We start from the raw sequence: 25,150 nt of genomic DNA, 5'->3' as shown, positions 1-25,150 counted from the left end.
TAATCAAAAGTTAAAGTGAGAATATGGATATTGTTAAAAAAATGCGGAATTATATAGAAAAGATAAATTTAGGCTTGTTAATCTCAAGTCTTTGGGAGATTCCTACAATGACTATTCTTATTTTGTTTCTAATTGGTCGCTTTTTATTTTCAATGATATTTATATTTACAGGCATTACACAACTTCTAAAATTCAATGAAACTGTTAAATATATGTCTTCTTTAAAGGTCCCTTTCCCTACACTCTCGACTTTGGGTTCAAGTATTATGGCTTTAGCCGGTGGTGGCGGAATCATATATCACTCATACTGTCTATATGGAGCTATTGCAATAATTTTATTTCTAGTACCGTCTACCTATTTTGGCCACAAATTTTGGAGCGCCCCGAATAAGAAAGAAAAAAATAACCAAATGCAACATTTTATGAAGAATATAGCTTTAACGGGGGGAGCAATCATTATTGCTGTAGCTTCTTTATATATCAAATGAATATTTAATTAGTTATTCTGAAAAAAGTTCGGAGGTCTGATTTTCAAAACAAGGTAGCATACCAATTTTCAATATAATTAAAAGTGATATTAGCCTTGGAGATTATAAAGGAAAACGGGCAAATCTCTCTATGAGTGAAATACTGAAGGTATAAACTGGAATTCAAGCCGTGTGGACTTTCTCAGGGTTTTATAGGTCATATTTTATTTTTACATGAGTTTATCTACTAATGTGAATAGCTCGTTATTTTCCTTATCAATCCTGTCTAAGATTTTAGTTAAAACCATTTTGGTATCATCTATAAATTCATTGGGGTTTTCTTTTATTTTAGAAAAAGCTGCCCATTTAGTAGAGTAATTACCAAGTACATCCTTACTACTAATAAATCCATCATAGTATTTTTGTGCAAGATTTCTTAATTCTGGTGATTCATGTTTGAGTAATTTAGGATAAAGATACTCATCTTCTGTTGCTCGATGGATATTAGCCTTACCTATAAAAGTTGAAAGCAGGTTTCTAACTTGTTGCGCATTAGCTTTTAGGTATTCCGGGATTAAATAAGTAAATATCTCCTTTATTCTAAATATAGATTCGTCATGTTGTCTTCTTAAATTTGCTGTATAGCTCATTTTTATCAGTCCTTTCAAATTCGAATGATTCTAGGCTTCGCCTATATGTTTCAGTTTCATGTCTTTTGAATCGTTAAAACCTATATCAATCATTAAATTAAGTAAAAATTCATAAAGGATTTCATTTTAGGAGACGGTCTATAACAAACTGTTTTACCTTTGGATAAAAACAACATCCTAGGGTGACATGCTTACAATTCAATAATACATTGAGGGGTTTGGACAGGTTTTTATGCCCGTCCAAACCATGTGGTTCAAAGTGAACTTTTATTCTTGGGTTGGAATTGCTTTCGCAGCGGCCATTGCCTTGGCTAGTGGACATTCATCAGTGTGTTTATCTCCACAGTGATGGCACAATGCGGCAAGTGCTTCAATCGCAGTTTGTTTTTTTACTGCATCAAACATTTAAAACCCCCCCTTCGTTTTGTCTTTAGATACATAATTACGACGTAGCGAAGAGGGTTTTGGATAGTGTGTTTTGTTTAATTTTAATTATTTTTTCTAATCAATACTTAATGCAATACAGGATTTGAAATATCTTATTTGTTTCTCACTTTGTTATAGATTACTTTATCAATGGAGATAGGCCCAGCCCCTCGAACCAACAAGTAAAGAGCAATCATCAAGAGGCTAAAAACATACTCAAATACCTGTGGGTTCTTCAAAACCCTACTCTTTCATTAGCTGGTAACACTCCTGACACAACTGTAAACCCGCCGTCGAATGGATCGCATTGTCGATACAGCCGTGGCAAGGCGCAAAACAGCCGAATATTGCACTGTTTACAGGAAGCAAATCAAGATAGAGCTGGGTTGAATTCTAACAATGATGTTTCCGTTTGCCCTATTGCTTTCCATCAAGAGATGCACATCGTCAATCTTTTACAATAAAAAAATCTTACTAATGTGTGGTTTTAAGTGATTTTGTTGTGTTTTCTAGTTAAGAAGTTTTGTACGGTGACAAATAGCTTTTTAAGCCATTGTCACTTCTTATATTTGAACTCAAATTTTTTTGAAATAAATGGATTTAATTCCCAAACTCTTTTTAACTATCCTTCATGAATGTTTCCCGTCTTAATGTATGTAGTTGGTTGGCGCGCCACGACTTTAACTAAAAACGGAAAGGAAATATTAATATGAATAATGTATGGTTGGTCAGGCACCATCGGATTCTTCTCTCAAACATTAAATATTCCCCCATTATTAGCGGGAATTTCAATATTAATCGAGTTTTTCGGTAGTATTGCAATCATTTTGGGATTATTAACCCGCCCTGCAGCGCTTGGCCTTGCCATTGTTAGCTTAGTCGCAATGCTTAAAGTCCACTGGCCCAATGGTTTCTTTCTTAATGGAGCTAATTACGGCATTGAATATATTTTTACTCTATTTGTTATTACTCTCTTTTTAGCAATGGAAGGTGCGGGGCCGGTATCGGTTGATAGACTCATTTACGAACAACAAGCTGATCGGAAGTAAAGAATGCCTTTAAAGCTTGACTCTTTATTAACCTATGAATTGATTTAAAAATATGCTAACAAAATATAAGTGAGGGGTAAAAAATGTTGAATTCAATACTATCTTTTTTTAAAGCAAAAGAACAAACCAAAGTAATTTGTGGGTGTATGAACGTTACTGAACAAGATATAAAGAATGCTATTAAAAGCGGTGCCAATTCATTTGATGAGGTACAAGCTGCTACAAAAGTAGGTACAGGTTGTGGTAATTGCGTTGAAAGCAACAAAAAGCTTGTGGATGAACTATTATTAAGTAAAAAAATTAAGGAAAATCAAATTATCTGTGGCTGTATGAAAGTTACTGTTCAAGATATGATAAATGCAATAAAAAAAGGCGCTCGTTCATTCGAAGACGTACAGGCTGTTACGAAAGTTGGTACGGGTTGCGGTAATTGTGTAGAAAGCAATAAAGCATTATATGCTCATTTAATAAAATAAATCTTCATGTAAGGGAGCTTGTCACACCGAGTGATAAGCTCCCCTAGTGATTAAGTTCTTATTTAATTACCAAAAGCTTTATATAAAAAAGCATTAATCTATTTAAATATGCACAAGATAAGAGCGCAGATATGTTTTTAGTATATACAATTAAGGAGTGAGCATTGATGGAAAAACCTGTTATAGCTCAGAAATCACCTATTCCTGTTGATTTAAAGAAAGGGGAAACTTACTATTACTGTACCTGTGGGAAAAGCGATAAGCAGCCATTTTGTAATGGAGCGCATGAAGGAACTTCTTTTACTCCAACCGCATTCACAGCCGAAAAAGATGGAACTGCATATTTATGTGCTTGTAAACATACCAATAACCCTCCTTATTGCGACGGGGCTCACGAAAACCTCTAATGGTTTTAATGATACTTCCCCGATAATTAAAAAATTGCACACAGTAAAGTGTGCAATTTTTTATTGTAAACACTAATTAATTAAGGTATAAAAATAATCAATGTTAAGAAATTAGTCGATCCTTTTCAGTGATAAATTCCTTTCCGTAAACTAAAACCCCCAAGCCCGTTAAAACAACATTCACAACGCAGTGTTTACTATGTAGATCACTTGGGCAATTATCACAAATGTTTTGTACTGCTTCAAATGCATCGTGCAGATCAATTTGATTATAGCGTTCTGGTATTATTGGTAGCGATTTAAACATAACCAGGATGTCATTAGGGATTTCTGTAGATACTTTTTCACCACTATCCGCTGATCTACTAAGTATTTCTTTTGTAATATATAATTGGCACAGTGATGAACATTGACATTCGGAAGAACAAGCCTTATTCATTTTTGAAAAAGCTCTAAAAGTACTTGATTTTGTAAACCCTGTAGCATTTTCCAATAATAAAACAAACCCTTTATTATTTTGTTTTAGACGAAGGTATGCCATTTTAGATAGCATAAAAAACTATCTTTTATATATTTTTATCGTCAAAAATATATGGATCAAATAAAATACGGGGGAACATTAATGAAAATCCGTGAAAATATTTATGGGCCTGATGAGAGAAGCAGCGAATTCTCATTTGAAAGTATTATCTCAGAAAACGAGGCCAAAATTATTAACTTAATTTTCGGTATGATAGGAGATTATCATATCGCTCAAGACTTAGCACAGGAAACCTTCATAAAAGCCTTTCAAGCTAAACAGACCTTTAATGGCCAATCAAAGCATCTATAGAATGTAATAAACTCAAGCCCAATAGAGCTTGAGTTTATCAAATGCCCGTAACAACCTAATTATCAACTAACTTCTAGTTGCTACTTTATAAGCCTTTGATTAACTGCTAATTATTCTTATTAAGCCTACCAACTACTCAAACAGCTGTCCTCCACAGATATTCAACACGAGAGGGCAGCTGACATTAATAAGTCAGTACGGTATTCTTTAATCGTGTTTTCTGAACGCCTTTTATAATAACTAGATACCCGAGATACTGTTCGACCGGCTTACAGGTTTTGTTTGATTGCATAAAAAATCACTCTCCTTTTTTCTAAGTATTGTTGACAAATTAATGAGGAAAGTGATTTTATTCCTTAAAAATAATACTACCAGGGGCGGGCTAATATTTTTGACTGCTGCATCAGTAGGATAATTAGAAGTTGAGGTTCCATAGCTAGCCTTCTATTTTGATGTAAAGAGCTTAGACTATTCTTCAAATGACTATCGTTTAATTTCGGAAAAAGGACTCAGTAAACAATTTTCACGTTTTTCGTCATCTACGTTCCTTATTTGTTTATTAATGATTTCGACAGCATTGGGAGAAGTATAAATTTCAAGTTTTGAATCAATGAGCTTGAGATTTTCATTAAGAGCATTTATTTGGTTTATAATTATCTTTCGGTGTTCCACGAATAATTTTATCCTCGAATCTATAGTAACGGCACCTTCCATACAAAAATCAATATATTTTTTTATATCTTTAATTTGCATTCCAGTATTCTTTAGACAACAAATAGTCTTAATCTGATTTATATCTGATTCGGTAAACACTCTGATTCCCGACTTATTTCTTGAGGCAAATGGTAGTAGTCCTTCTTTATCATAAAATCGAAGCGTAAATATGGAAAGACCCGTTATTTTTGCAACATCTTTGATAGAATAAATCAATTTTAAATCTCCTTTACATTAATACGTTAAAGTTAAAAAAGTTTGACCTAGAGATAACTCTAGGTGTTAACATGAGTATAAATTGTAGAAAATCAATTATCAAGGAATTGATAAATATTTATGGAGGCATTAAATATGCAAAATAATGTTTTAGTCACTGGTGGCACAGGATTTCTCGGTGTGCAAATAATTCTTCAATTATTACAAAAAGGTTACAGTGTAAAAACCACACTTCGCTCCATTAGCAGTAAAAACAATGTAATTGATACACTAAAATCTAACGGTATTACCACCTTTGACAACCTTACATTTGTTGAAGCAGATTTGTTAAAAGATGATAACTGGGATGAAGCCATGAAAGGTTGTGACTATGTATTTAGCGTCGCATCACCTATCTTTTCTGCGATGTCCCAAAAAGATGAAACTGAAGCAATGCGCCCTGCCGTGGAGGGCATAATTCGTGTGCTAAAAGCTGCTCGAAATGCAAATGTAAAACGTGTTGTAATGACTTCTAATTTTGGTGCAGTTGGATTTAGCAATAAAAATCCGAATACTACTACAACAGAAGAAGATTGGACTGACCCAAATGAAAAAGGTTTATCGGCTTATGAAAAATCAAAATTATTAGCAGAACGTGCAGCTTGGGATTTTATTAAGAAAGACGGTGGCAATTTAGAATTTGCCACCATCAACCCAGTTGCTATTTTAGGACCTTCTTTAAGTGCTCACATTTCAGGTAGTTTTGGGCTTCTAGAACATTTATTAGACGGGTCGATGAAAGCTATTCCAAATATTCCTTTAAACATTGTTGATGTTCGGGACGTGGCTGATTTACACATTCGTGCCATGACAAATCCTAACGCAAATGGACAACGTTTTATAGCATCGGCAGACGGTCAAATATCTTTGCCTGAAATTGCAGCATTGTTGAAAAATAAATATCCAAGCATTACAGGAAAGGTTCCCGTCGAGACATTACCTGATTCGGTTATATATTCAAACGCTTCTTCTAACAAACAGGCGGAAACAACAGCGTTACTAATGAAGGTGAACCGCAATGTGAGTAATACAAAAGCTAAGAAAATTTTAGGTTGGAAGCCGATTGCTAATAATGAAGAAGCTATTATTGCCTCGATAAATGGCATGATTAAATTCGAAATTATAAAATGAGATTAAAGATATTGGTTTCTTATAATAATTTAGGGATTATATTAAAGAGAAAGTTAGTTCGCAACATTATGAATATAACGTCACAAGTCAAGTTCCCCTAATTCTTATTCGTGACCCATATTAGGATAATCTAAAGTATTTGAAGGGGGGAATTCCCATGGGTAACGACATCGCCGTTTTTGTTGTACCAATGATTATTTTATTCATAATTTATTATAAAGTATTTCGAATTGCAGACGATGTAAAGGAAATAAAAAAAATACTCAAAAGTAATGTTGAGTCGAAATGAAATGAACTTAATAACAGCTAATATTTTTATCAATTTGCTATAATTGTTTACTAGAAATGGTTTATCCTATCCAAAATTCTATGGATGCGCATTGCACTTATTGGAGGATTAAACTATGCTCGGCGCTAACTGGAAGCTCATCCATTGGAGAAATAGTAGAGGGAGATCAAAGATGTACTTTTCATCTAAACGTGATATGTGGCTTGGTTTACTGCTATGGTTACCAATAATTACCGGACTTGCTCTAACCACATGGATACCATTAACAAATGGTCAATATGATCCAACTGGTACATTTATCTATATACTAATTGTAGCATTTATCGCATGGCTTTGGTTTGGAACAGGATATCGATTGACGGACGATGAGTTAAAGATTAGATGCGGTCCTATTCGTCAGACGATTGCTTTAAATGAAATAACTGAAATAAAAGGTACAAGAAATCCAATATCGTCACCAGCCCTTTCACTAGACAGGTTGCAGATTAAACACGGGGCGGGCAAAATAGTAATAATTTCGCCACAAGATAAAGAAGGATTTATAAACTTAATAGTTAGCAAGTACCCAACAGTGATAATAAACGGTAATAACACAAAAGGAGATGGTTCAGGAAAGACAAGAAAAACATTGTTCATTGGATTAGTTACTGTTATCACAGTTTTAACTTTGAGTGGTGTAGGTACACTCCTGTATTTTAGCAGCAAGCCAGCTGAGTATACCATCCAGGATGGCAGTATAAAGATTAGTGGAGAATATGGGGAAGAGATTAAACTCTCAGATATCGTTGGTATCTCGAAAAAAGACCAGATTCCTGAAATTCAGCTTAAAACAAATGGTTCCGGTTTAGGAAGCAAATTGAAAGGCTATTTCAAAATAAAGGGGATTGGGCAAGCAAAATTATTTGTCGATACACAAAAGCCCCCCTTCATTTTCATAAATGTTAAGTCCGGGTTAAGGATCGTGAATACTGAGGAACCAAGAGAAACAGATCAACTTTATAGTAAATTATTAGAAGCTTGGAAACAGAATACTGCTCTGAACTAATATTTTGGATGCCCACAGGCATAAAGGATTGATGAAACTATTAATTCTAAGGGCAATGGATTATGCTTTTTCACAAGGGGCGGAGATCATTGAAGGCTATCCAATCGAACCAAAGGATAAGCTTGTCGGATTTGAAGGCTTTACTGTATTATGTCAGTTTATAAATCTTTAGGGTTTAATGAGAACGGGAAAAATCAACGTAATGAAATCTTAATAAGATATTAATGAGATATTATAAAGCAAGCAGGGAAGTGGCTCTTAGATAAATAAAGTGAGTTAAATTAAATTAAATTTAGATGGGAGGAACCGTTATATGGGTGGTAACCCGATTCAATTTGATTATACTGCTCTCTTTATCGTAATATTTCCAATTCTGTTTTTTGCACTTATTACTTATTTGATAGTAAATATTGTACGATATATAAAACGCAAAGGTGAAAATGATAAGTTGATGATACAGAAGATGGATGAACTGATTAAGTTACATCGGCAGTCTAACAACCATTTTCAATAATAACATCCCTGAATTCGTATTCTGACTCTTATTCCAATCGCTCCATTTATACTATAATACCCGCTGCCCACCCGCGTCCCGTTTAATCGCAACTGTAAAACAGAACGCTCTTTTAGTTCATTCATATTGCAGGAAACAGAGGGTAATTGTGGAATTATGTAAGATGATCCAATGTTCGTATAACCGCCACGTCGGGAGATAGTAGAGAGGGGAATATTCAAATAATTAAGCGGAGAGAAGGTTATTAATTTGATGAGAATGCCATTTCGCCCACCTACTGATTATTATTGCGAAGAGTTAGCCCAGATAGATGAGCAAATTTGTTTATTACTTTCAAAACGTAAAGAGCTTTCTAACAACAATCCTGGGTTCCCGAGATCAGAATTTCCGGAGGTATCTTTCACGAAAACGACTATTTCGTTCAAATAACGATAAGCACGTAAGTTCTCCTTCTATTTCACATGTCTTACGAGAGAGCGACAATCTAGAACACTACATCAATTGACAAATGGGAAATACAAAATCAACATTGCATTATAAGGCAATGGCGCCGTAACAGTTAAAAAACTTACGGGGCCATTTTCATGCTTAAAGAAGCGTTACTTGAAAGAGGTGTCAGTAAGAGTTTGATAAATGCTTATAGAGGGTTACCTAAAAGTATATATATTTTTTTTATAGTTCAAATAGTAAACAGATTTGGAGATTTTGTATTTCCGTTTTTAACCTTGTATTTAACCCAAAAGCTGGGTTTGTCATTTGAAGTTACCGGTGTAATAGTTATGGTTGCATCTTTAGTAAGAATTCCGGGTTCTCTTTTTGGCGGAAAATTTGCAGACCTTCTGGGCAGAAAAAAAGTTTATGTATTAGCTCAAACAATTGCCGGTGTTTTACTTGTACCTTGTGCTCTTCAAAATAATTCATCTATTAATATACTGTGTATTCTATTAGCTACTTTTTTTAATGGAGCGGTAAGGCCTTCGATTAATTCGATCATTGCAGATATATTACCGCCTTATAAGAGACAGTTAGGCTATTCCTTAAACTATTTAGGGATTAATGTTGGAGTGGCTTTAGGTCCGATTGTGGCAGGATTTCTATTTAACCATTCTCTGCCCTTACTTTTTTTAGGCGATGCTCTAACGTCATTTATTGCGGTTATCCTTGTTGTAAGGTATGTCAGCGAAGTTAACTCTATTTCCGCCGAAGCAGCTGTAACTGAAGAAGAAAAGGATGAGTCCGAGAATATTTTTAAGGCTCTTTATAAGAGACCGCATATTATAATTCTCTTAATGATTTATATAATCTATAGTGCCGTTTATACGCAGCATAGATTTTCTCTGCCAATAATGTTAGATAATACATTTTTAGCTCAAGGCCCGGAAAAATTCGGCTGGCTTATGAGTATCAATGCTTTAACAGTTATTACCTCAACGATGTGGATTACAACTATGACAAAAAGGGTTAAGCCTATAAAAAATCTTGTTTTAGCTGGCGTTCTATATGCCATAGGCTTTGGCATGATAGGAGAAATCCATACGTTTTTCCTCTTCATCATATCTACTATTTTATGGACATTTGGAGAAATTCTTATGGCAACAAATTTTGGTACTTACGTTGCTAATAATAGTCCGAGAAATTATAGAGCTCGATTTAGTGCTTTAAGTAACATAAGCAATGCAATAGGTGGATCACTTGGAACTTTACTAATGGGTGTATACATTGGTTCAAGGGGAATAAATTCAGTATGGCAAATTATTTTTGTGATATCGTGTCTTGCGGCAATTCTTATGTTTGCTTTGTCTATTTTTTTAGATAAACCTTACTCTAAAAGGCAGAAATCTTGCTGAACAAATACTTCCCATTTCTCAAGATCTCAATGATAGCCTGAAATTAACCTTAAATGATGCGGAATGGAGTCATGTCCTTTGTAAAGAAGATACAGGAATACTATAAGTAGTTTTTGTTAGGCTATATAGTTCACATGTCAATTATAGAGTAGTCGTCTTAATTTTTCGTCAATGACAGTTAATGATGGGAGCTAAAATATTTTAAAGGAGGATATTTTATGGGACACTTAACTCATGACAAAGACGAGGTTTACAGATTGCTGGCGGAGCGCATTAGCAGGAGTCCAGAAGGGGCGCCGATAAACGAAAACCTGATGGAAATTCTTCATCGTCTCTTTACTGAGAGCGAAGCCCAGGTAGGCAGTAAATTTCCTTTGCTTCCCATGACTCTGGAACAAATTACAGGCATTACCGGGATTAAGGGAGAGCAATTGAAGACTGTACTGGACGGTATGGCTGATAAAGGATTGGTGCTGGACATCCCACGGAAGGACATCGTGTATTATATGTTGGCTCCGGTGGTCATTGGATTCTTTGAATATACCTTCATGCGGGTGCGGGATAATGTAAATATGAAGGATTTAGCGGAACTTTTTCAATCTTACTTTCATGACAAGGAAGTCAGGGATGAAATCTCTAGGTCTGACACCAAGATGATGAGGACAGTAGTATATGAGCGCCTTATACCGTTAGCTGTGGAAACCGAGGTATTAACCTACGAAAGGGCCGGAGAAATTATTCGGCAGTCCGGTGGAGGAGCTATCTCCATATGCCCCTGCCGTCATAAGGCAGCTCATCTTGGTAAAGCCTGTGAGGCTCCCTTGGAGGTATGTACTTCCATGGGCAGCGCCGCAGAGTGGGTCATACGCAGAGGTATGGGAAAACCAGCCACAGTGGACGATTTGCTGCGGGTGCTTGATGAAACAGAAAAGCTTGGGTTGGTCCATAATTGCGATAATGTAATGAATAAGCCTGCTTATATGTGCCACTGCTGTAGCTGCTGCTGCGTGATTCTGACTGGCATTAAAGAATTCGGAACATATGTCACGCACCCCAGCAATTTTATTCCTGCATTAGAATCTGAAAATTGTGTGGGCTGCGGTACCTGCACCAGCCGCTGTCCTATTGAAGCTATTACCATGCAGGATGACGGAAATGGAACGGAAATTCCAGTTGTAAATAAAGAGATTTGTATAGGATGCGGCGTATGTGCCTCCGGCTGCCCAACAGGCGCATTAACCATGAGCCGACGACCGGTTTTGCATGTTCCCCCTCGGAACACACGGGAAAAATTCATAAGAATGGCCAGGGAGAAAGGAAGGGTTTAGGAGGCTCTGTCACAACAGCTGATTAATAATTTAATGCAGCCCTTTTGTGTTTTGTGGACTATATATGCAATTCTGGAAGGAATTTACGAAAATGTGTGGAAATTAACTAGAATATACTTGACTGATAATTAAAGGCGTAAGAGTTTTTTAAGAGCAATTTTACCTTGAATACGACTACACGTTAGTATTTAAAGATAAAAAATGCGCTATATAAATCATTTGAATAGGAGACGGGATGAAATCATTCGATTTTGAATTAAATAGTAAGGATTATATCGATTTTAACTTATATAATCTTAATAATTCAACTACCATCAAAAAATCCTTAATAGCAGTCAGAGTACTACTTTCGGTCATTATTCTAATCATGACACTAGCATTAGTTAAGCAAGGTAATGTTATCGGATATATTTACTTTGCTGTCATCTGGTCATTAATAATGTTCTTTTTTCCGAAAGGATTTAGATCACGAATGAAGAGAAGGATCGGAAAAATACTGAATGAAGGGAAAAATGCATATTTTCTCGGGCCTTGGAGCATCAAACTGTTAGAAGATGGGATTGTAACGACCAATTCATATAGTGAATCTAAGACTAGATGGGATGGAATTGAAAAAATCATAGAAGGTGAAGAACATATATTTATATATGTTGGAGTAGCTTCCGCATTCATAATTCCTAAAAGAGCATTCCCCGATAATAATGGTATAGAAGAGTTTCTAACTACGTTGCGAAGTATGATGTCAAGAGGAAACTCATAGCCTCACCAATATTTCGATTTCGTTAATAATGGAGGTTAATTATGGTTGATATTTACCAAGTAGACTCTTTTACTACTGAACGATTCAAGGGCAATCCAGCAGGTGTTTGCGTTTTAGATAAATTTCCTGATGCTAAAAGTATGGTTAATATGGCTAGGGAGATGAACTTATCTGAGACTGCTTTTGTGGTAAGAGATAACTCTGAGTTTAAACTTAGGTGGTTCACTCCTTCATTTGAGATAGATCTATGCGGACATGCTACTTTAGCAACAGCCCATATCTTATGGACAGAAGGATTTTGGGAAAAAGAGAGACCTATTATATTCAATACTCAAAGTGGAAAGCTTACTGTTAATCTTATAAATGACGATTTAATCGAAATGGATTTTCCTCGTCTAGAGTATTCAGAGGTGAATGAAGTTCCGAGTTTACTAATAGACGGTTTAGGAGGAATAATACCGACGTTCAAAGGTAAATCGAGAGAAAACTATTTAATTGAAGTTGCAACCGAAGAAGAAGTTAGAGGTATCCGAATTGACCTTTCCAAACTGTTAGAATGTGAGATGCACGGAGTCATTGTAACAGCTAAAAGTTCAGGTAAGTATGATTTTGTATCGAGATTTTTTGCGCCCGAAGTTGGAGTTCCTGAAGATCCAGTAACTGGCTCGGCACATTGTGTTCTGGCCCCATTTTGGAGTGACAAATTAGGTATAGCCAAATTCAAAGCGTACCAGTGTTCTGAACGTGGCGGAGAAATAAATATAGAAGTGTTAGAAGATCGGGTATTATTAAGAGGGAATGCTGTCACAATTTTCAAAGGTATGTTATTGGCAAAACTCTGCTAGATGGTGATAAAACGCCGGTTCCGATTTACAAACGTAGGAGTAGTTCGGCATTGCCGTGAGCGATCTTTTCCCTGTCAGAATTGCTGACCGGCAACTGAGAAAGGAAAGCTTGCCCCTTTTCCATTGAGCCGTAAGGATAGTCTACTGAGAACATAATGCGGTCGCTGCCGACTTCCAACAACAGATCAAGGAAAGCAGCGGTAAAATTAAAGCCACTGAACGTGTAATGGATATTCTCTCTGAGGTAGGATGCCATCGGGCGCTGCAATTTGGTTAGATTCGGCTGCAGAACTTGATTGATCCTTGGCAACATGAAAGGCAAAGCTTCGCCTAAGTGGCCAATAATGATCTGCAGTTTGGGATAACGGTCGAATACTCCGCTGAGAATAAGACGCAGGATATGGACAGCAGTTTCGATGTGCCATCCCCACCCTGCCGTCGAAAGTATACTGGTCACCTCCGATGAGAAGTTGCCGGTGTAGTAGGCGTCGATTACCGACTGCGGCGGTGGCGCTGGATGCAGGTGGATCGGCACTTGAAGCGCTTCTGCCCGTTCCATGATGGGCCAAAAGAATCTGTCGTCAAGGTAGCGGCCCTGAATGTGACCATTGATCACCGCACCCTTGAAACCATGTTGGCAAACCATGCGTTCCAGTTCAGTAGCGGCTAGGTCGGGAGCAGCTGTCGGAAGGGCAGCAAAGCCCGCGAAGCGACTGGGATGACGTTCTATCGCCGATGCCAGGATTTCATTGGCGTTGATGGCCATTTTCACGGCTTCCTCACCAGTTAACGACTCCGTACCGGGAGATGTCAGTGAGAGCACCTGCATGTCAATACCGGCGGCGTCCATTTCGGTGATCCGACGTTCGTTGAGGTCGCACAGCTCTTCACCTTTGTTATGAAAGGATTGTTGGCCAATTCTGTCCATAAATCCCGGAAAGGCAAAATGTTCTTCGAGAGTAATGATACGCATTGTCATTGATTTCCTCCTCTTATTAGTTCCCATTATTGTGGGAACAGTCTCTGACTTTTGAAAGTTTCCCTCCACCAAATGAATAAGGTAGAAGTACTCAAATATTCGAGGGTCGTTGGGTACTTTACTTCGTCTCCCTTTCTTGATATGGTTACTATAGTGCCTTCGAGTAACACGAAGTCAAGGCTTTTTTCATAGAGGAGGCAGAGCAATGTACACAGTCAAAGAAATTGCTCAGAAAACAAATCTAACAGAGCATACCATCAGATATTATACTGACAAGGGTTTGGTACCGAACATACAACGCGATAAATATAACAATCGCCTTTTTGACGAAGAATCACTTAATTGGCTAATAAGGGTTAAGTATCTTAAGGATTGTGGTATGTCGATAAAGGACATCAAACACTTTGTTGATCTGTACCTAGAAGGAGATTCTTCAATTCCTCTCCGTTATGAAATTATCTTAAAATACAAGGAGATTGCACGGGAGCAATTGGAGGAGGCAATAAGAAGAGTTGAATTTATGGAAGAAAAGGCGAAACGCTATCATAAAATCATAAATCAAGTCATTTCGGATAATAACTGAGCAAATTAGTTCATTACTTTTCAAAGTACTAATCATTTAATCCCTTTCCTTCGAGAATTTGGGGGATATATTTTTCAACTCTTGACTCCCGAGTTTTAGATTGTTTAGGCTGAGCAAAGTAAAAAATGTATGCCCTTTGCCGTCCGGGGGTCAATGTTTCAAAAGCAGTTTTTAAGGCGGGATTTTCATCTAATTTTTTTTGGAATTCTTCAGGAATAGTGAAATCTGAAGTCTCTTTTTTAATCACCTTCAAACCGGCCTTTTCCACCTCAATAGCTTCATAAATATAGGCTTTCAAGATGGCTTCCAAGGCGACTATTTCCTGAACATTGTTGAAGCGAATCTGGCGCCCCTGCTGAACATTTTCCGTTTGTTGGATTAGGATCCCATTTGGATCTTTTAACAAGGCACCTTTGGTAAACAGAAGAGCACAGTATTCTTTAAATCCATGGATTAAAACTATGTTCTTTCCCTCAAATGTGTAACAAGGATGCATCCACTTAAATTCTTCGGTCAACCCACAGCTAAGAACGATATTTCTCAACTTCCCATATTCATCTTGCCACTTTTGGGCTTTACTCAAAAATTCCTCAACCTTAGGATTAATTTTGCTATTTGTCGTCATGGAGCCCCCCTTGAAAATTTAATGTGCAGTTGCTTGTCTGACTAGATTACGAATTATCTTTAGGATTAGCAAAAAACATAAGCTTAATTAGTAGTTAAATTTTCCATACTTTCTTCAATTATCACTCACCCCATGCTATATCAGCGCACCGTTAACTTTAAGACGAAGTAACCGTCTCGATAAAGGTTAGCTGATGCTCCAGTGAGGAGTATTGTGTAGGGTCAGGGGCATCGGAGGCGGTTTTCAAGTTGGGGGGCGTTTGATGAGGGCTTTTGCGTCTCGGGACTCGGGCAATCGTCTTAGGCTTTAGAAAATATTATCAAAAATGGGGGGTAAAGTTTGCTTTTAGTTAGTGCCTGCCTTGCGGGAATTAATTGTAGATATGATGGCAAAAACACGAAAATTGAAGAGATAGTAAAACTCGTTAAAGATGGCAAAGCGATCCCAATATGTCCGGAAGTAATTGCAGGTCTATGTATTCCAAGAGATAGTTGTGAAATTTTAGTTACTGATGATGGTGAGAAAAAGGTTATCAGTAGAAGCAATGAAGATTTTACTGAAGTTTATAAACGTGGTGCACAGCAAACATTAACTATTGCCAAAACCATCGGAATAAATACCGCCATCTTAAAAGCAAGGAGTCCCTCATGTGGATCTGGTCTGATTTATGATGGGACGTTTAGCGGAACTCTGTTAAATGGCTATGGATTCACTGCTGAATTATTATTGGAAAACGGTATTAGGGTTTATACAGAAGAAGACTTTATATTCAAGAAAGAATGACCGCTGGGATAAAGTCTTGGTGGTAGTTTAGTTTCGAAGTGGGAAATTCGTACCTGGATTGCGTTGCAAAGATTAAATGTTGGCAGACTGAAAGAAAGGTGAAAATTTAGGGATGGCAATCAGAGAGATTCTACTACTCGGTAATCCCAAGTTATATAAAGTTAGTGAAACAGTACAAGAAAGCGAACTCGAAGAGTTAGCGCCGATTGTTAATGATTTGCATGATACACTGATCGATTTTAGAAATAAATATGGCGCAGGTAGAGCTATTGCGTCTCCTCAGATAGGCATATTTAAACGACTTTTATATATGTATATTGATGAACCTGTCATTTTCATCAATCCAACGTTAGAGTTTATCGATGCTGAAATGATGGAGATTATTGACGATTGTATGAGCTTTCCGCAACTCCTGGTTAGGGTAAAGAGGTATAGAAGATGTACGATCAACTATTTAGACCTGCAATGGAAACCTCAAAAAATGATGTTGGAAGGAGATTTGTCGGAACTGTTACAACATGAGTATGACCACCTCGACGGGATCTTGGCTACGATGAGAGCGATTGATAATAAATCATTCTTTTTGCGAAGTGAATTGTCTAATTGAGGCATCTGGAAGTCAGGCGTATGATGTAGAAATTTATTTGACAAACTAAACAAACTATTCTATTATTTTAGTAGTTAACAAATTAAATACAATTTTTTATAGGTGCCCCTAATTGGGGATAATAGGGAACCAGGTAAAAATCCTGGACGGACCCACCACTGTAGTTAGACGTTGAAAATGTACATATGCCACTGGGTAACTGGGAAGGCGTTCATTGGAGTCTATAAGTCAGGAGACCTGCCTATAAAATAATGCAAAGAGGACAAAGGTAAAGTTCTAGCTTTTTTTAAGCTAGAACTTTTTTGTTCTTAGTCAACATTACAGGGAGATTGCCATGAATGTAATTGCCAAAATTAGAATTGAAAAACTCAAGTTCCCGAATAATGAGAAGACGGTACTTAAAAACATCAATTTAGAAATTAATCAAGGAGATTTCATCGTCATTACCGGGGGGGTGGCCTCGGGAAAATCAGCATTATTACATGTCCTAACAGGTGCGATTCCTCATTACCATAACGCAGAATTAACAGGAACAGTAACAATTATGGGACAAGACATTAAAGAAATACCTCTCAATAGAATGTTGGATTATATGGGATACATGATGCAGGAACCCGATAATCAAATCATTAGTTTAAATGTCTATGAGAACGTTGCCTTCGGACTCGAAAATCAAGAGCTTCCTTATGAACAAATTGATCAGGTTGTTAAAAATACGCTGGAGTTTGTGGGTTTGCGTGGTTACGAAAAGAGACAAACTTCGTCTCTTTCAGGTGGGCAGGCCCAGCGCGTTGTTTTAGCAGGAGTATTAGCCCTCAAAGTTCCGATTCTAATTCTTGATCAACCCACTGCCGAACTGGACCCACAAGGCCGCCAGGAGATCTATAAGCGGCTTGGGGAGTTAAATCAAACTCAGAATCTCACGATAGTTTTGGTTATGGACCGAATTGAAGAAGTGCTTAACTACGCTAACAGAGTTTTGATTCTTGAAGACGGTGAACTTAAAAAGGAATACTCACCCAGGGAATATTACTGGTACCAAATCAAGTACCGGAAAGAAATGCTCAGAAATGGCAGGCATTTTTATGTTGACAGTAATAAACCCAGGGAGAGCATAGCTAAAATCAGTGATGTTTCCTATCAATATAATAATCAATTACCGGGTTGTGAAAATATTAATTTAGAAGTATTTAAAGGTGATTTTTTGTCAGTTGTCGGTTTGAATGGTTCAGGAAAATCAACCTTGGCGAAATTACTTATTGGTTTACTCAAGCCTGCCAAGGGTGAAATTCGCTTGTTTGATCAGATCATTAAAAAAGGAAACCTGAGAACGATATTGGCTCGTGTCGGATTTTTATTTCAAAACCCAGACCATCAGATTTTTGCTAGCACTTTGGAGGAAGAGGTGGGTTTTTCCTTAAAGCTAAGGGGTGAACGAAATGATTTTCTAAATCAGAAAGTTGATGAATGTTTGCAATTCGTAGGACTGGCGGATTACAAGGAAATGCATCCCCAGCGTCTAAGCCGTGGTCAGCGTCAACTTCTGGCATTAGCATCGATACTTGCCGGTGATCCGGAGTTCATTATTGCTGATGAGCCCACCTCTGGCCTGGATGAGAACCAAGGCTATATGATTATGGAGAAACTCTATGACTTATCGAACAACGGCAAAACCATTCTGTTGATTACCCATGATCTGGCCATGGCAAAAGACTATTCAAACCGCTTAGTTGCCCTATATAAGCATCGCATCAGGCTGGATATTGAGACAAAAGACATAGAGCGGCATCGTGAGGAACTGAAGGCGATTGGTCTGGATTTCCCAAACACTGATACTTTCAAGGAGGGTTATGATGACACTGGCACTTCCGAAATTTGATCCCCGCACTAAGCTTGTCTGGTATATTTTGATGATTTACTTTGCACTGCTCAGTCAAACTGCTGCTCAATTAGGAATTACGTTACTGGTGTGTATTACGTCCTCGTTAATTCTAAGTGGTTCATTTAAACACTCTAAGGCTATGGTAATCATTCTTTTGCTTTTGGGGCTTCAGATCTTGATTATTCAGTTACTGTTTTGCCGGGAGGGTACTTTGATTTATCAATGGGGCATCATTAAAATCTACAGCGACGCTCTGCCGCTGGCGATTACCGGCATACTGAAAGCGACACTTATTTTCTATGCCAGTCTACAGTTCTTTACCTCCGCCTCAGCTCAAGACTTTACCCTGATGCTTGTAAAATTTAAAATTCCCTATCGTTTTGCCATGCTGGTGGGTCTAGGCGTACGTTTTTTACCCCTTATGAAAGAAGAATATCAGTCGATCATCGACAGCCAGCGAACCAGGGGCCTCAAAATGGATAGCGTTTGGGATGATCTGAAAGCAATTATTCCAACCTTCCTGCCTTTTTTATATCGTGCAGTTCGTCGCTCAACGGAAATAGCCTTAGCTATGGAGTTAAGAGGTTACGGGCGGAGTAAAAATCGAACGTTTTCATCGGATATAGCCCTGAAGTCTTATGATGTTGTAATAATTGCCTCGATGTTCTTGGTAATAAGCCTCAGCATAACAACAAGGCTGTTGCCATTAATATAAGACCATAATTAATGATTTAGGAGGAGAATAACGTGAAAGAAAAATTGTTTAGGACTGACACCAAAGCACTTGTAGGAGCTGTCATTATCGGGATTGTATTTGTAATCATGGAGCAGATAACGGGACGAATCGACGGTATTTTAGATCCCACTCTTTTACTGCTTAATGGTACATGTTGGGCATTCTTTACGGGCCTTATTGTTTTAATGTACAAACAACCAGCGGGTATTATTGCAGGATTAGTGGAAGCTATTGTAGCCATGGCAACAGCCTATTCCCCTTTAGCCTTTTTCTTCTTATTTGCCAATACGATCGGTTCCATTGTTTACTCCTTGATTGCTGTTAAGTTATCGATGACGAAATTAAGCCACCACCTTGTAGCTATGTTGGGCTGTAATGTTATCGGCAACTTATGCGTTACGATCGGCTTGATTTATGTTATCCATCTTGATTGGAAAATTGCCTTTTTGTCTTCTGCGCTGACAGCTTTAGTAGGAACCATCGTCGCAGGAAGCCTGACCAAGAGTGTTTATGGTTCTTTACAGAAATCAGCATTACTCTAAAAACTAATTCAAAGTAGATTTCGAAGAGAAAAAGGTCAACAAACATTCGAAACTAAAGGAGGCATTTTAGTTGGAACAGGATTTGAGAGGGTTCATTGAACGGGTTAAATCTCAGATTCCGTCGGAGGTTATCCACGTTCAAGAGGAGATAGACCCTAAGTATGAGATAAGTACGTTGATCATGGAACTGGAGAAAGCCCGCCGCAACCCGTTAACGATTTTTGATAACATAAAAGGTCATGATATTTCTGTGGTTGCCAATGTTCTGGCTCCTCGTGAACGTCTGGCTTTAGCGCTGGAGGTTGCACCTCATGAACTGGCAGCTGAATATTCCAAACGTATTAATCAGCGAATTGACCCTGTGGAGGTAGATGAAGCATCTTTCCGGGAGAATGTCTTGATTGGTTCCGAGGCAGACCTATCTAAATTACCAATTTTAACTCACTTTCCGATTGATGCCGGACCTTATATCACTGCGGGCTTAGTCATTGCCAAAGATCCGGAAACAGGAGTTGAAACGGCCGGATATCATCGGATGCAGCTAAAAGGGAAGGATAAATTAGGGATAAGTCTTCATTCCCGTCAACGTCTTTGGGAGTATTTCCGTCGTTCGGAAGAACTGGGGAAATCTCTCGAAGCAGCGGTAGTTCTGGGCATCCATCCCAACATATCGATGGGTTCTATGGCCTTAGTCCCTTATCATCTCGGTAAATATGCGGCGATGGGAGGATTATTCGGCGCTCCTTTGAAAGTCGCCCGCTGCCAAACCGTCGATCTAATGGTTCCTGCATTTGCTGAGATCGTCATTGAGGGAGAAATTGTCGCCGGAGAGCGGGAATCGGAAGGGCCATTTGCAGAGTTTACGAATTATGCTTGTTATCGCAGTACGGAAAATGTTTTCCGGGTAAAGGCAATCCAATATCGAACGAAACCTCTCTTTCAAGACATTACACCGGGAATGAGTTCTGAACATATTACCATTGTTGCGGTCCAAAGAGAAGGAGACGTCTTAAATGCACTGAACAGGACTCTTCCTAATGTCAAAAATGTCCATGCTCCGGTTTCGGCCTGCGGGTTATTTCACTGCTATATTTCCCTGAAAAAGATCGCCGAGGGGCAAGCCCAGCAAGCAATTTTTACGGCCTTTTCGGTTGATCATAATCTGAAAATGGTGGTTGTTGTCGATGAGGATGTGGATGTCTTTGATGAACGTCAGGTTCTCTGGGCCATGGCTACCCGACTGCAAGCCGATCGGGGTGTGACGATTGTACCACAGCATATGGGTATGGGCTGTACCCTGGATCCGTCATCCGATGAGTTAAGCCGCACCTCAAAAATGGGTATAGATGCGACGAAACCTCTCTCAGGGTTTGCACCGACCGTTGAAATGTCAGCAGAAGTTCAACAACAGATTCGTCGGTTCATGGGATCTTTTGGTTTATAGAGGAGGCAGGGAATGTACGAAATCGCTGTAGACATCGGAGGGACATTTGCTGATTTTGTTGCGAGGGACAAACAAGGGTGCGCGTTGACAGCAAAGATTCCTTCTAAGCGGGAAGACCCCAAAGAAACCATAATCTCAGGATTAAATGACTTGGCTCAAAAATTAGGCCTTCAACTCAAAGAATTCATGCCGCAAATTGATAAATTTGTTCATGGTACAACTGTGGGAGTTAACGCGTTGCTTCAGGGGCAGGGAGCAAAGACTGCTTTGATTACTACTGAAGGTTTTCGCGATGCCATAGAATTACGGCGCTCCCAACTATCGGAACAATGGGATTTCGGCCTGCCATTACCTCCCGTTTTAATTCCCAGGTATCTGCGGATTGGTTTGCGGGAGAGGATGGATTATCGAGGAGTGCCGCTAATCAGTATTGATCAAGCGCAAATAGCGGAAATCGCAGAGTTTTTAACACAAGAAAAGATAGAATCTGTTGCCGTATGTTTGCCGTTTGCCTGCCGTAATCCTGCACATGAAAAAGAATTTAAGTGTCTATTACAGGCTCTCCTGCCTGACGTTTTTATATCATTGTCATCAGAACTTTCCTCACAGGTAGGGGAATATGAACGAACCTCTACAACAGTCTTAAATGCCCGGCTCAGCCCGTTGTTAAGCAATTATTTACTGGAAATAAGTAATCATCTGCGGGATTTCGGCCTGCAAGTACCTATATCAATCGCCCAGAATAATGGCGGGCTGACAGATCTGTTCCAAGCAAGAAAGAAAGCAGTTTCTACCCTTTTTTCCGGCCCGGCCGGGGGAGTAAAAGGGGGCTGGGCCTTAGCCCATGAGTTGTCACTCTCAGAATTGGTCGTAACAGATATGGGGGGAACCAGTTTTGATGTTTCCCTCATCCGCCGGGGTAAAATGGAAATAACCCCTCAGTCAGAGGTTGCCGGATACCCGCTTCAATTACCAATGTTAGATATTCATACTATAGGTGCGGGCGGGGGAAGTGTTGCCTGGCTGGATCAAGGAGGGATGCTTCGAGTTGGCCCCCATTCTGCAGGGGCTAATCCCGGACCGGCTTGTTATGGTTTAGGAGGGGCAGAACCGACGATTACTGATGCTGCCCTCGTGATGGGTTTAATTGATGCTCATGATTTCTTGGGTGGACGAATGATATTAGATGTGGAGCAAGCGTTTAAGGCCATTGAAACAAAAATTGCTTCTCCGTTAGGGTTATCAGTCCCCGAAGCAGCCTACGCCATTTATAAAGTAGCCCTCTCGCTCATGATTGATGCGGTCTATCTCATGACTGTCAAAAAAGGATATGATCCCCGTTTGTTCTCTTTGGCAGCAGTTGGAGGTGCTCTGCCCTTATTTGCAACAGCATTGGCGGCTGGGATTGGCATAAACAAGGTCGTGGTCCCCGAAATGGCTCCGGTTTTTTGTGCTCAAGGGTTACATTATGCTCCTTTTCAAGTTGAGGTATCGAGTGCCATCTTTGAACCTTTAGGTGAATGCGTTAACTCTAATTTGCAGCAAACCCAGCGTAAACTTAAGGATCAGGCGGATCAGGAAATGTCTCGTCTTGGTATTACTCAGGATCAGCGTAATTATGTCTGGTCAGCAGATTTAAAATATTCTGATCAGCATCATGAAATCAGTATCGAATTGCCTTGCGACGGAGCGGACTTTCCGGTTTGGCAAAAGTTGGGTCAGGAATTCCACGCCCAACATCAAAGGCTTTACGGTTATTGTCAGACTGAGAAATCATTAACCTTGGTGAATTTGAAACTGCTTGTCAAAGAGATAGAAAAAATTCCGTCGGTCCAAACAGAGCGTTGTATAATTTTGGAAACGCCAAACGATGGCATGTGTTCAGTGTATCTAAACGGGAAGTTTCAATCCCTCAAGAGTTATCGTTGGAAAAACTTAAAGCCAGGGATGTGCTTAAAGGGACCTGCAGTCATTAAAAAAGAGTACACAACTGTTATATTAGAGCATGATTGTCAGGCTTATATCGATCAGTTCGGAAACTTGTTAATTTATTTAGGAAGGGATGCTCGAAATGAATGCCAAAGTGGATGAGGTTATTGAGCGTTCTGTAATTGCGAATCGCTTGGATACGATCACTAAAGAAATGGGCTATGCGTTGGAAAAGTCATCAAGATCCCCGATTTTTGCTGAGGCATGCGATTTTGCCTGTGGTATATGCAATGGCAAAGGAGAGTTAGTTTCCCAGATCAACGGCATCCCAATTTTGGCCGCAGCAGGAACTTTTAGTGTCCAGGAAGTCATTAAGAAGTACTCTGGGCAGATTCATGACGGTGATGTCTTTATTATCAATGATCCTTATCAAGGTGGAAACCATCTGCCGGATATAGGAATTATTACACCGTTAATTGAAAATGGAGAGATTCTCTTTTATTGTGTCAGCAGAGCTCACCATGGGGATATCGGAGGTTCTGTCGCCGGTAGTTATAATCCTAAAGCAACTGAGATTTTCCAGGAAGGTTTACGCATACCACCTATCAAATTAATAAGTCAGGGCCAGATAATCACTGAGGTTCAGGAGTTGATCCTGCGCAATGTCAGAAATCCGCAAATGCTTCAAAGTGATTTGTGGTCGCAAATTGGCGCAAACAATATCGGAATTGCTCGTTTAAGAGAATTATTGAACCACTACTCTGGGGATCGAATCAAAGAAACGGTGGAATACCTTTTGAATCATGCGGAGGAACTCACGCTCCAAGCTATAAAACGAATCCCGGATGGAGAATATTTTGGCGAAGAATGGGTAGACGACGACGGCTTTCAAGCTGATCCGATTAAAATTAAGGTTACGGTTAAGGTTGTAGAGGAAAAGATGACTCTCGACTTTTCCGGAACTGATTCCCAAGTCCTGGGTTTCGTCAACTCTGCCTTGGTGACAAGTACATCTGCCGCTTGGATTGGTGCTCTATGGGCCTTGGGTTCTCATATTCCACGGAATAGCGGGGCTTTTAGAGCAATACATGTATTCTTGCCTAAGGGAAGCCTCCTAAATCCCGCTGATCCGGCTCCGGTGACCTTGAGTACGTTGACTCCCGCAAGTGAGATCATCAGCGCTATTTTTCAAGCCTTGCAATCTGTAGCCTGTGAACAACTGCCAGCTGGCTTTGGACGTTATTGCGGTCCGTCTTTCTATGGCATCGATCCGAGGAATCATGAATTCTACGTAGGTTTTGCTTTCTGTGCGTTGGGTTCCGGAGGAGGAATAGAAGGCCGGGACGGCAATCCTTACATGGCGCCGCTTTCAAACTATGGAGGTGTGCGCGCGCCCAATATTGAGGTCAATGAGATCCAATATCCCCATCTGACCTTGTGTCATGAACTTGAAATGGATAGCGCAGGTTCAGGAATGTGGCGCGGAGGACCAGGTATCCGATATAGCCTCAAATTTTATGGCGATAATACAAATATCGTCATGTTTGGCGATGGAATGAAAATACCACCTTTTGGCTCTTCTACGGGTAAACCGGGAAGTTTGAATCAGGTTGAATTAACCTCAATAGAGGAACAAACTATTTACCTAAAAAGCAAAGAAGGAGCTCGTTCGTTGCCAAATGGGGAAGTTCTCACAATTATTTCTTCAGGTGGCGGCGGGTGGGGAGACCCTTATCAGAGAGATCCTGAGTTGGTTCGACAGGATGTTCAAGATGGAATTATTTCCTTACTTAAGGCCAGACAAGATTATGGAGTAATCTTAACAGATAAGGGCATTGATCAAGAGCAAACAGAAAAATTACGCTATATGAGGAGGGAGTGAACTCGTTCAGCTAAAGCTGAACATCGGGGCTTCAGATACAATAATGTCCAGCGGACATTATTACCGAGCCGCCTTTTCCGAAAGGAATACTTAGCGGCGAAGGAGGACTCTACCCTACCTGAA

The 25,150-nt window shown here is 39.2% G+C and carries 27 protein-coding genes and 1 riboswitch; of the genes, 21 read left to right on the top strand and 6 right to left on the bottom strand.

The annotated features are described in order from the left end of the window. Window positions 1-107: 107 nt before the first annotated feature. Window positions 108-488 carry a DoxX family protein gene (locus tag ACPUYX_RS17355; RefSeq protein ID WP_426380889.1) on the top strand — a complete coding sequence of 127 codons (381 nt, stop codon included), beginning with the start codon at window positions 108-110 and terminating at the stop codon, window positions 486-488. Window positions 489-697: 209 nt separating this feature from the next. On the opposite strand, the gene ACPUYX_RS17350 is transcribed toward ACPUYX_RS17355, so the two are convergent. After that, window positions 698-1,117, bottom strand: a complete 420-nt coding sequence (locus ACPUYX_RS17350; protein ID WP_426380888.1) for a hemerythrin domain-containing protein — start codon at window positions 1,115-1,117, stop codon at window positions 698-700. A 267-nt stretch (window positions 1,118-1,384) separates the two neighbouring features. Then, window positions 1,385-1,522, bottom strand: coding sequence for a hypothetical protein (locus ACPUYX_RS17345; RefSeq protein ID WP_426380887.1), 138 nt, complete (start codon window positions 1,520-1,522; stop codon window positions 1,385-1,387). Window positions 1,523-2,259: 737 nt separating this feature from the next. On the opposite strand from ACPUYX_RS17345, the gene ACPUYX_RS17340 reads away from it, so the two are divergent. From ACPUYX_RS17340 to ACPUYX_RS17330, 3 genes are all read left to right on the top strand, one after another. After that, window positions 2,260-2,592, top strand: coding sequence for a DoxX family protein (locus ACPUYX_RS17340; RefSeq protein ID WP_426380886.1), 333 nt, complete (start codon window positions 2,260-2,262; stop codon window positions 2,590-2,592). 83 nt (window positions 2,593-2,675) lie between these two features. Beyond that, entirely contained in the window at window positions 2,676-3,068 is a 393-nt protein-coding gene (locus ACPUYX_RS17335; RefSeq protein WP_426380885.1) for a (2Fe-2S)-binding protein, read from the top strand. Between the two features lie 167 nt (window positions 3,069-3,235). Then, window positions 3,236-3,475 (top strand): CDGSH iron-sulfur domain-containing protein, encoded by a 240-nt coding sequence (locus ACPUYX_RS17330; protein ID WP_426380884.1) that lies wholly within the window; start codon window positions 3,236-3,238, stop codon window positions 3,473-3,475. Window positions 3,476-3,578: 103 nt separating this feature from the next. On the opposite strand, the gene ACPUYX_RS17325 is transcribed toward ACPUYX_RS17330, so the two are convergent. Beyond that, window positions 3,579-4,028 carry a nitrite reductase gene (locus ACPUYX_RS17325; protein WP_426380883.1) on the bottom strand — a complete coding sequence of 150 codons (450 nt, stop codon included), beginning with the start codon at window positions 4,026-4,028 and terminating at the stop codon, window positions 3,579-3,581. A 69-nt stretch (window positions 4,029-4,097) separates the two neighbouring features. On the opposite strand from ACPUYX_RS17325, the gene ACPUYX_RS17320 reads away from it, so the two are divergent. Next, window positions 4,098-4,307 carry an RNA polymerase sigma factor gene (locus ACPUYX_RS17320; RefSeq protein ID WP_426380882.1) on the top strand — a complete coding sequence of 70 codons (210 nt, stop codon included), beginning with the start codon at window positions 4,098-4,100 and terminating at the stop codon, window positions 4,305-4,307. A 483-nt stretch (window positions 4,308-4,790) separates the two neighbouring features. On the opposite strand, the gene ACPUYX_RS17315 is transcribed toward ACPUYX_RS17320, so the two are convergent. Continuing rightward, window positions 4,791-5,237 (bottom strand): MerR family transcriptional regulator, encoded by a 447-nt coding sequence (locus ACPUYX_RS17315; RefSeq protein WP_426380881.1) that lies wholly within the window; start codon window positions 5,235-5,237, stop codon window positions 4,791-4,793. 135 nt (window positions 5,238-5,372) lie between these two features. On the opposite strand from ACPUYX_RS17315, the gene ACPUYX_RS17310 reads away from it, so the two are divergent. The 7 genes from ACPUYX_RS17310 (at window position 5,373) to ACPUYX_RS17280 (ending at window position 13,035) form a co-directional block, all read left to right on the top strand. Beyond that, entirely contained in the window at window positions 5,373-6,407 is a 1,035-nt protein-coding gene (locus ACPUYX_RS17310) for an SDR family oxidoreductase (RefSeq protein WP_426380880.1), read from the top strand. Between the two features lie 404 nt (window positions 6,408-6,811). Continuing rightward, window positions 6,812-7,741: a PH domain-containing protein gene (locus ACPUYX_RS17305; RefSeq protein ID WP_426380879.1), complete on the top strand. Its 930-nt coding sequence runs from the start codon at window positions 6,812-6,814 to the stop codon at window positions 7,739-7,741. 31 nt (window positions 7,742-7,772) lie between these two features. After that, entirely contained in the window at window positions 7,773-7,913 is a 141-nt protein-coding gene (locus ACPUYX_RS17300; protein WP_426380878.1) for a hypothetical protein, read from the top strand. 926 nt (window positions 7,914-8,839) lie between these two features. Beyond that, the gene (locus ACPUYX_RS17295) at window positions 8,840-10,102 is read left to right on the top strand and encodes an MDR family MFS transporter (protein ID WP_426380877.1); all 1,263 of its coding nucleotides are present in this window, start codon (window positions 8,840-8,842) and stop codon (window positions 10,100-10,102) included. 218 nt (window positions 10,103-10,320) lie between these two features. Beyond that, window positions 10,321-11,430, top strand: a complete 1,110-nt coding sequence (locus ACPUYX_RS17290; RefSeq protein ID WP_426380876.1) for an ATP-binding protein — start codon at window positions 10,321-10,323, stop codon at window positions 11,428-11,430. 235 nt (window positions 11,431-11,665) lie between these two features. Continuing rightward, a complete protein-coding gene (locus ACPUYX_RS17285; protein WP_426380875.1) occupies window positions 11,666-12,190 on the top strand; it encodes a YcxB family protein in 525 nt (174 codons plus the stop codon). A 41-nt stretch (window positions 12,191-12,231) separates the two neighbouring features. Beyond that, complete coding sequence (locus tag ACPUYX_RS17280) at window positions 12,232-13,035, top strand: PhzF family phenazine biosynthesis protein (RefSeq protein WP_426380874.1); 804 nt, start codon at window positions 12,232-12,234, stop codon at window positions 13,033-13,035. Window positions 13,036-13,060: 25 nt separating this feature from the next. Here the strand turns inward: ACPUYX_RS17280 and ACPUYX_RS17275 are convergent, their stop codons facing one another. Beyond that, window positions 13,061-14,014, bottom strand: coding sequence for an amidohydrolase family protein (locus ACPUYX_RS17275; protein ID WP_426380873.1), 954 nt, complete (start codon window positions 14,012-14,014; stop codon window positions 13,061-13,063). Between the two features lie 205 nt (window positions 14,015-14,219). On the opposite strand from ACPUYX_RS17275, the gene ACPUYX_RS17270 reads away from it, so the two are divergent. After that, window positions 14,220-14,597 carry a MerR family transcriptional regulator gene (locus ACPUYX_RS17270; protein ID WP_426380872.1) on the top strand — a complete coding sequence of 126 codons (378 nt, stop codon included), beginning with the start codon at window positions 14,220-14,222 and terminating at the stop codon, window positions 14,595-14,597. Window positions 14,598-14,625: 28 nt separating this feature from the next. On the opposite strand, the gene ACPUYX_RS17265 is transcribed toward ACPUYX_RS17270, so the two are convergent. Further along, window positions 14,626-15,222, bottom strand: a complete 597-nt coding sequence (locus tag ACPUYX_RS17265; protein ID WP_426380871.1) for a YdeI/OmpD-associated family protein — start codon at window positions 15,220-15,222, stop codon at window positions 14,626-14,628. Window positions 15,223-15,561: 339 nt separating this feature from the next. On the opposite strand from ACPUYX_RS17265, the gene ACPUYX_RS17260 reads away from it, so the two are divergent. From ACPUYX_RS17260 to ACPUYX_RS17225, 8 genes are all read left to right on the top strand, one after another. Beyond that, window positions 15,562-16,005 carry a DUF523 domain-containing protein gene (locus ACPUYX_RS17260; RefSeq protein ID WP_426380870.1) on the top strand — a complete coding sequence of 148 codons (444 nt, stop codon included), beginning with the start codon at window positions 15,562-15,564 and terminating at the stop codon, window positions 16,003-16,005. Between the two features lie 112 nt (window positions 16,006-16,117). Continuing rightward, window positions 16,118-16,612, top strand: coding sequence for a peptide deformylase (locus tag ACPUYX_RS17255; RefSeq protein ID WP_426380869.1), 495 nt, complete (start codon window positions 16,118-16,120; stop codon window positions 16,610-16,612). An 83-nt stretch (window positions 16,613-16,695) separates the two neighbouring features. Next, window positions 16,696-16,871: riboswitch (cobalamin riboswitch) on the top strand. Between the two features lie 75 nt (window positions 16,872-16,946). Continuing rightward, a complete protein-coding gene (locus ACPUYX_RS17250; protein WP_426380868.1) occupies window positions 16,947-18,491 on the top strand; it encodes an ABC transporter ATP-binding protein in 1,545 nt (514 codons plus the stop codon). Continuing rightward, window positions 18,466-19,209 carry an energy-coupling factor transporter transmembrane component T family protein gene (locus tag ACPUYX_RS17245; protein WP_426380867.1) on the top strand — a complete coding sequence of 248 codons (744 nt, stop codon included), beginning with the start codon at window positions 18,466-18,468 and terminating at the stop codon, window positions 19,207-19,209. Before ACPUYX_RS17250 ends, ACPUYX_RS17245 begins: the two co-directional genes overlap by 26 nt. Before the next feature lie 32 nt (window positions 19,210-19,241). Next, complete coding sequence (locus ACPUYX_RS17240; RefSeq protein ID WP_088227445.1) at window positions 19,242-19,772, top strand: hypothetical protein; 531 nt, start codon at window positions 19,242-19,244, stop codon at window positions 19,770-19,772. 70 nt (window positions 19,773-19,842) lie between these two features. Further along, entirely contained in the window at window positions 19,843-21,216 is a 1,374-nt protein-coding gene (locus ACPUYX_RS17235; protein WP_426380866.1) for a UbiD family decarboxylase, read from the top strand. 12 nt (window positions 21,217-21,228) lie between these two features. Beyond that, entirely contained in the window at window positions 21,229-23,307 is a 2,079-nt protein-coding gene (locus tag ACPUYX_RS17230; RefSeq protein WP_426380865.1) for a hydantoinase/oxoprolinase family protein, read from the top strand. After that, the gene (locus ACPUYX_RS17225) at window positions 23,288-25,027 is read left to right on the top strand and encodes a hydantoinase B/oxoprolinase family protein (RefSeq protein WP_426380864.1); all 1,740 of its coding nucleotides are present in this window, start codon (window positions 23,288-23,290) and stop codon (window positions 25,025-25,027) included. The genes ACPUYX_RS17230 and ACPUYX_RS17225 overlap by 20 nt, the downstream gene beginning before the upstream one ends. The last annotated feature ends 123 nt before the right edge of the window (window positions 25,028-25,150 follow it).

Source organism: Desulfosporosinus sp. SYSU MS00001 (genome assembly GCF_049943955.1).
GTDB lineage: Bacteria > Bacillota > Desulfitobacteriia > Desulfitobacteriales > Desulfitobacteriaceae > Desulfosporosinus.
Note: the sequence above shows the minus strand (reverse complement) of the source record. Positions and strands in the feature narration are given on the sequence as shown.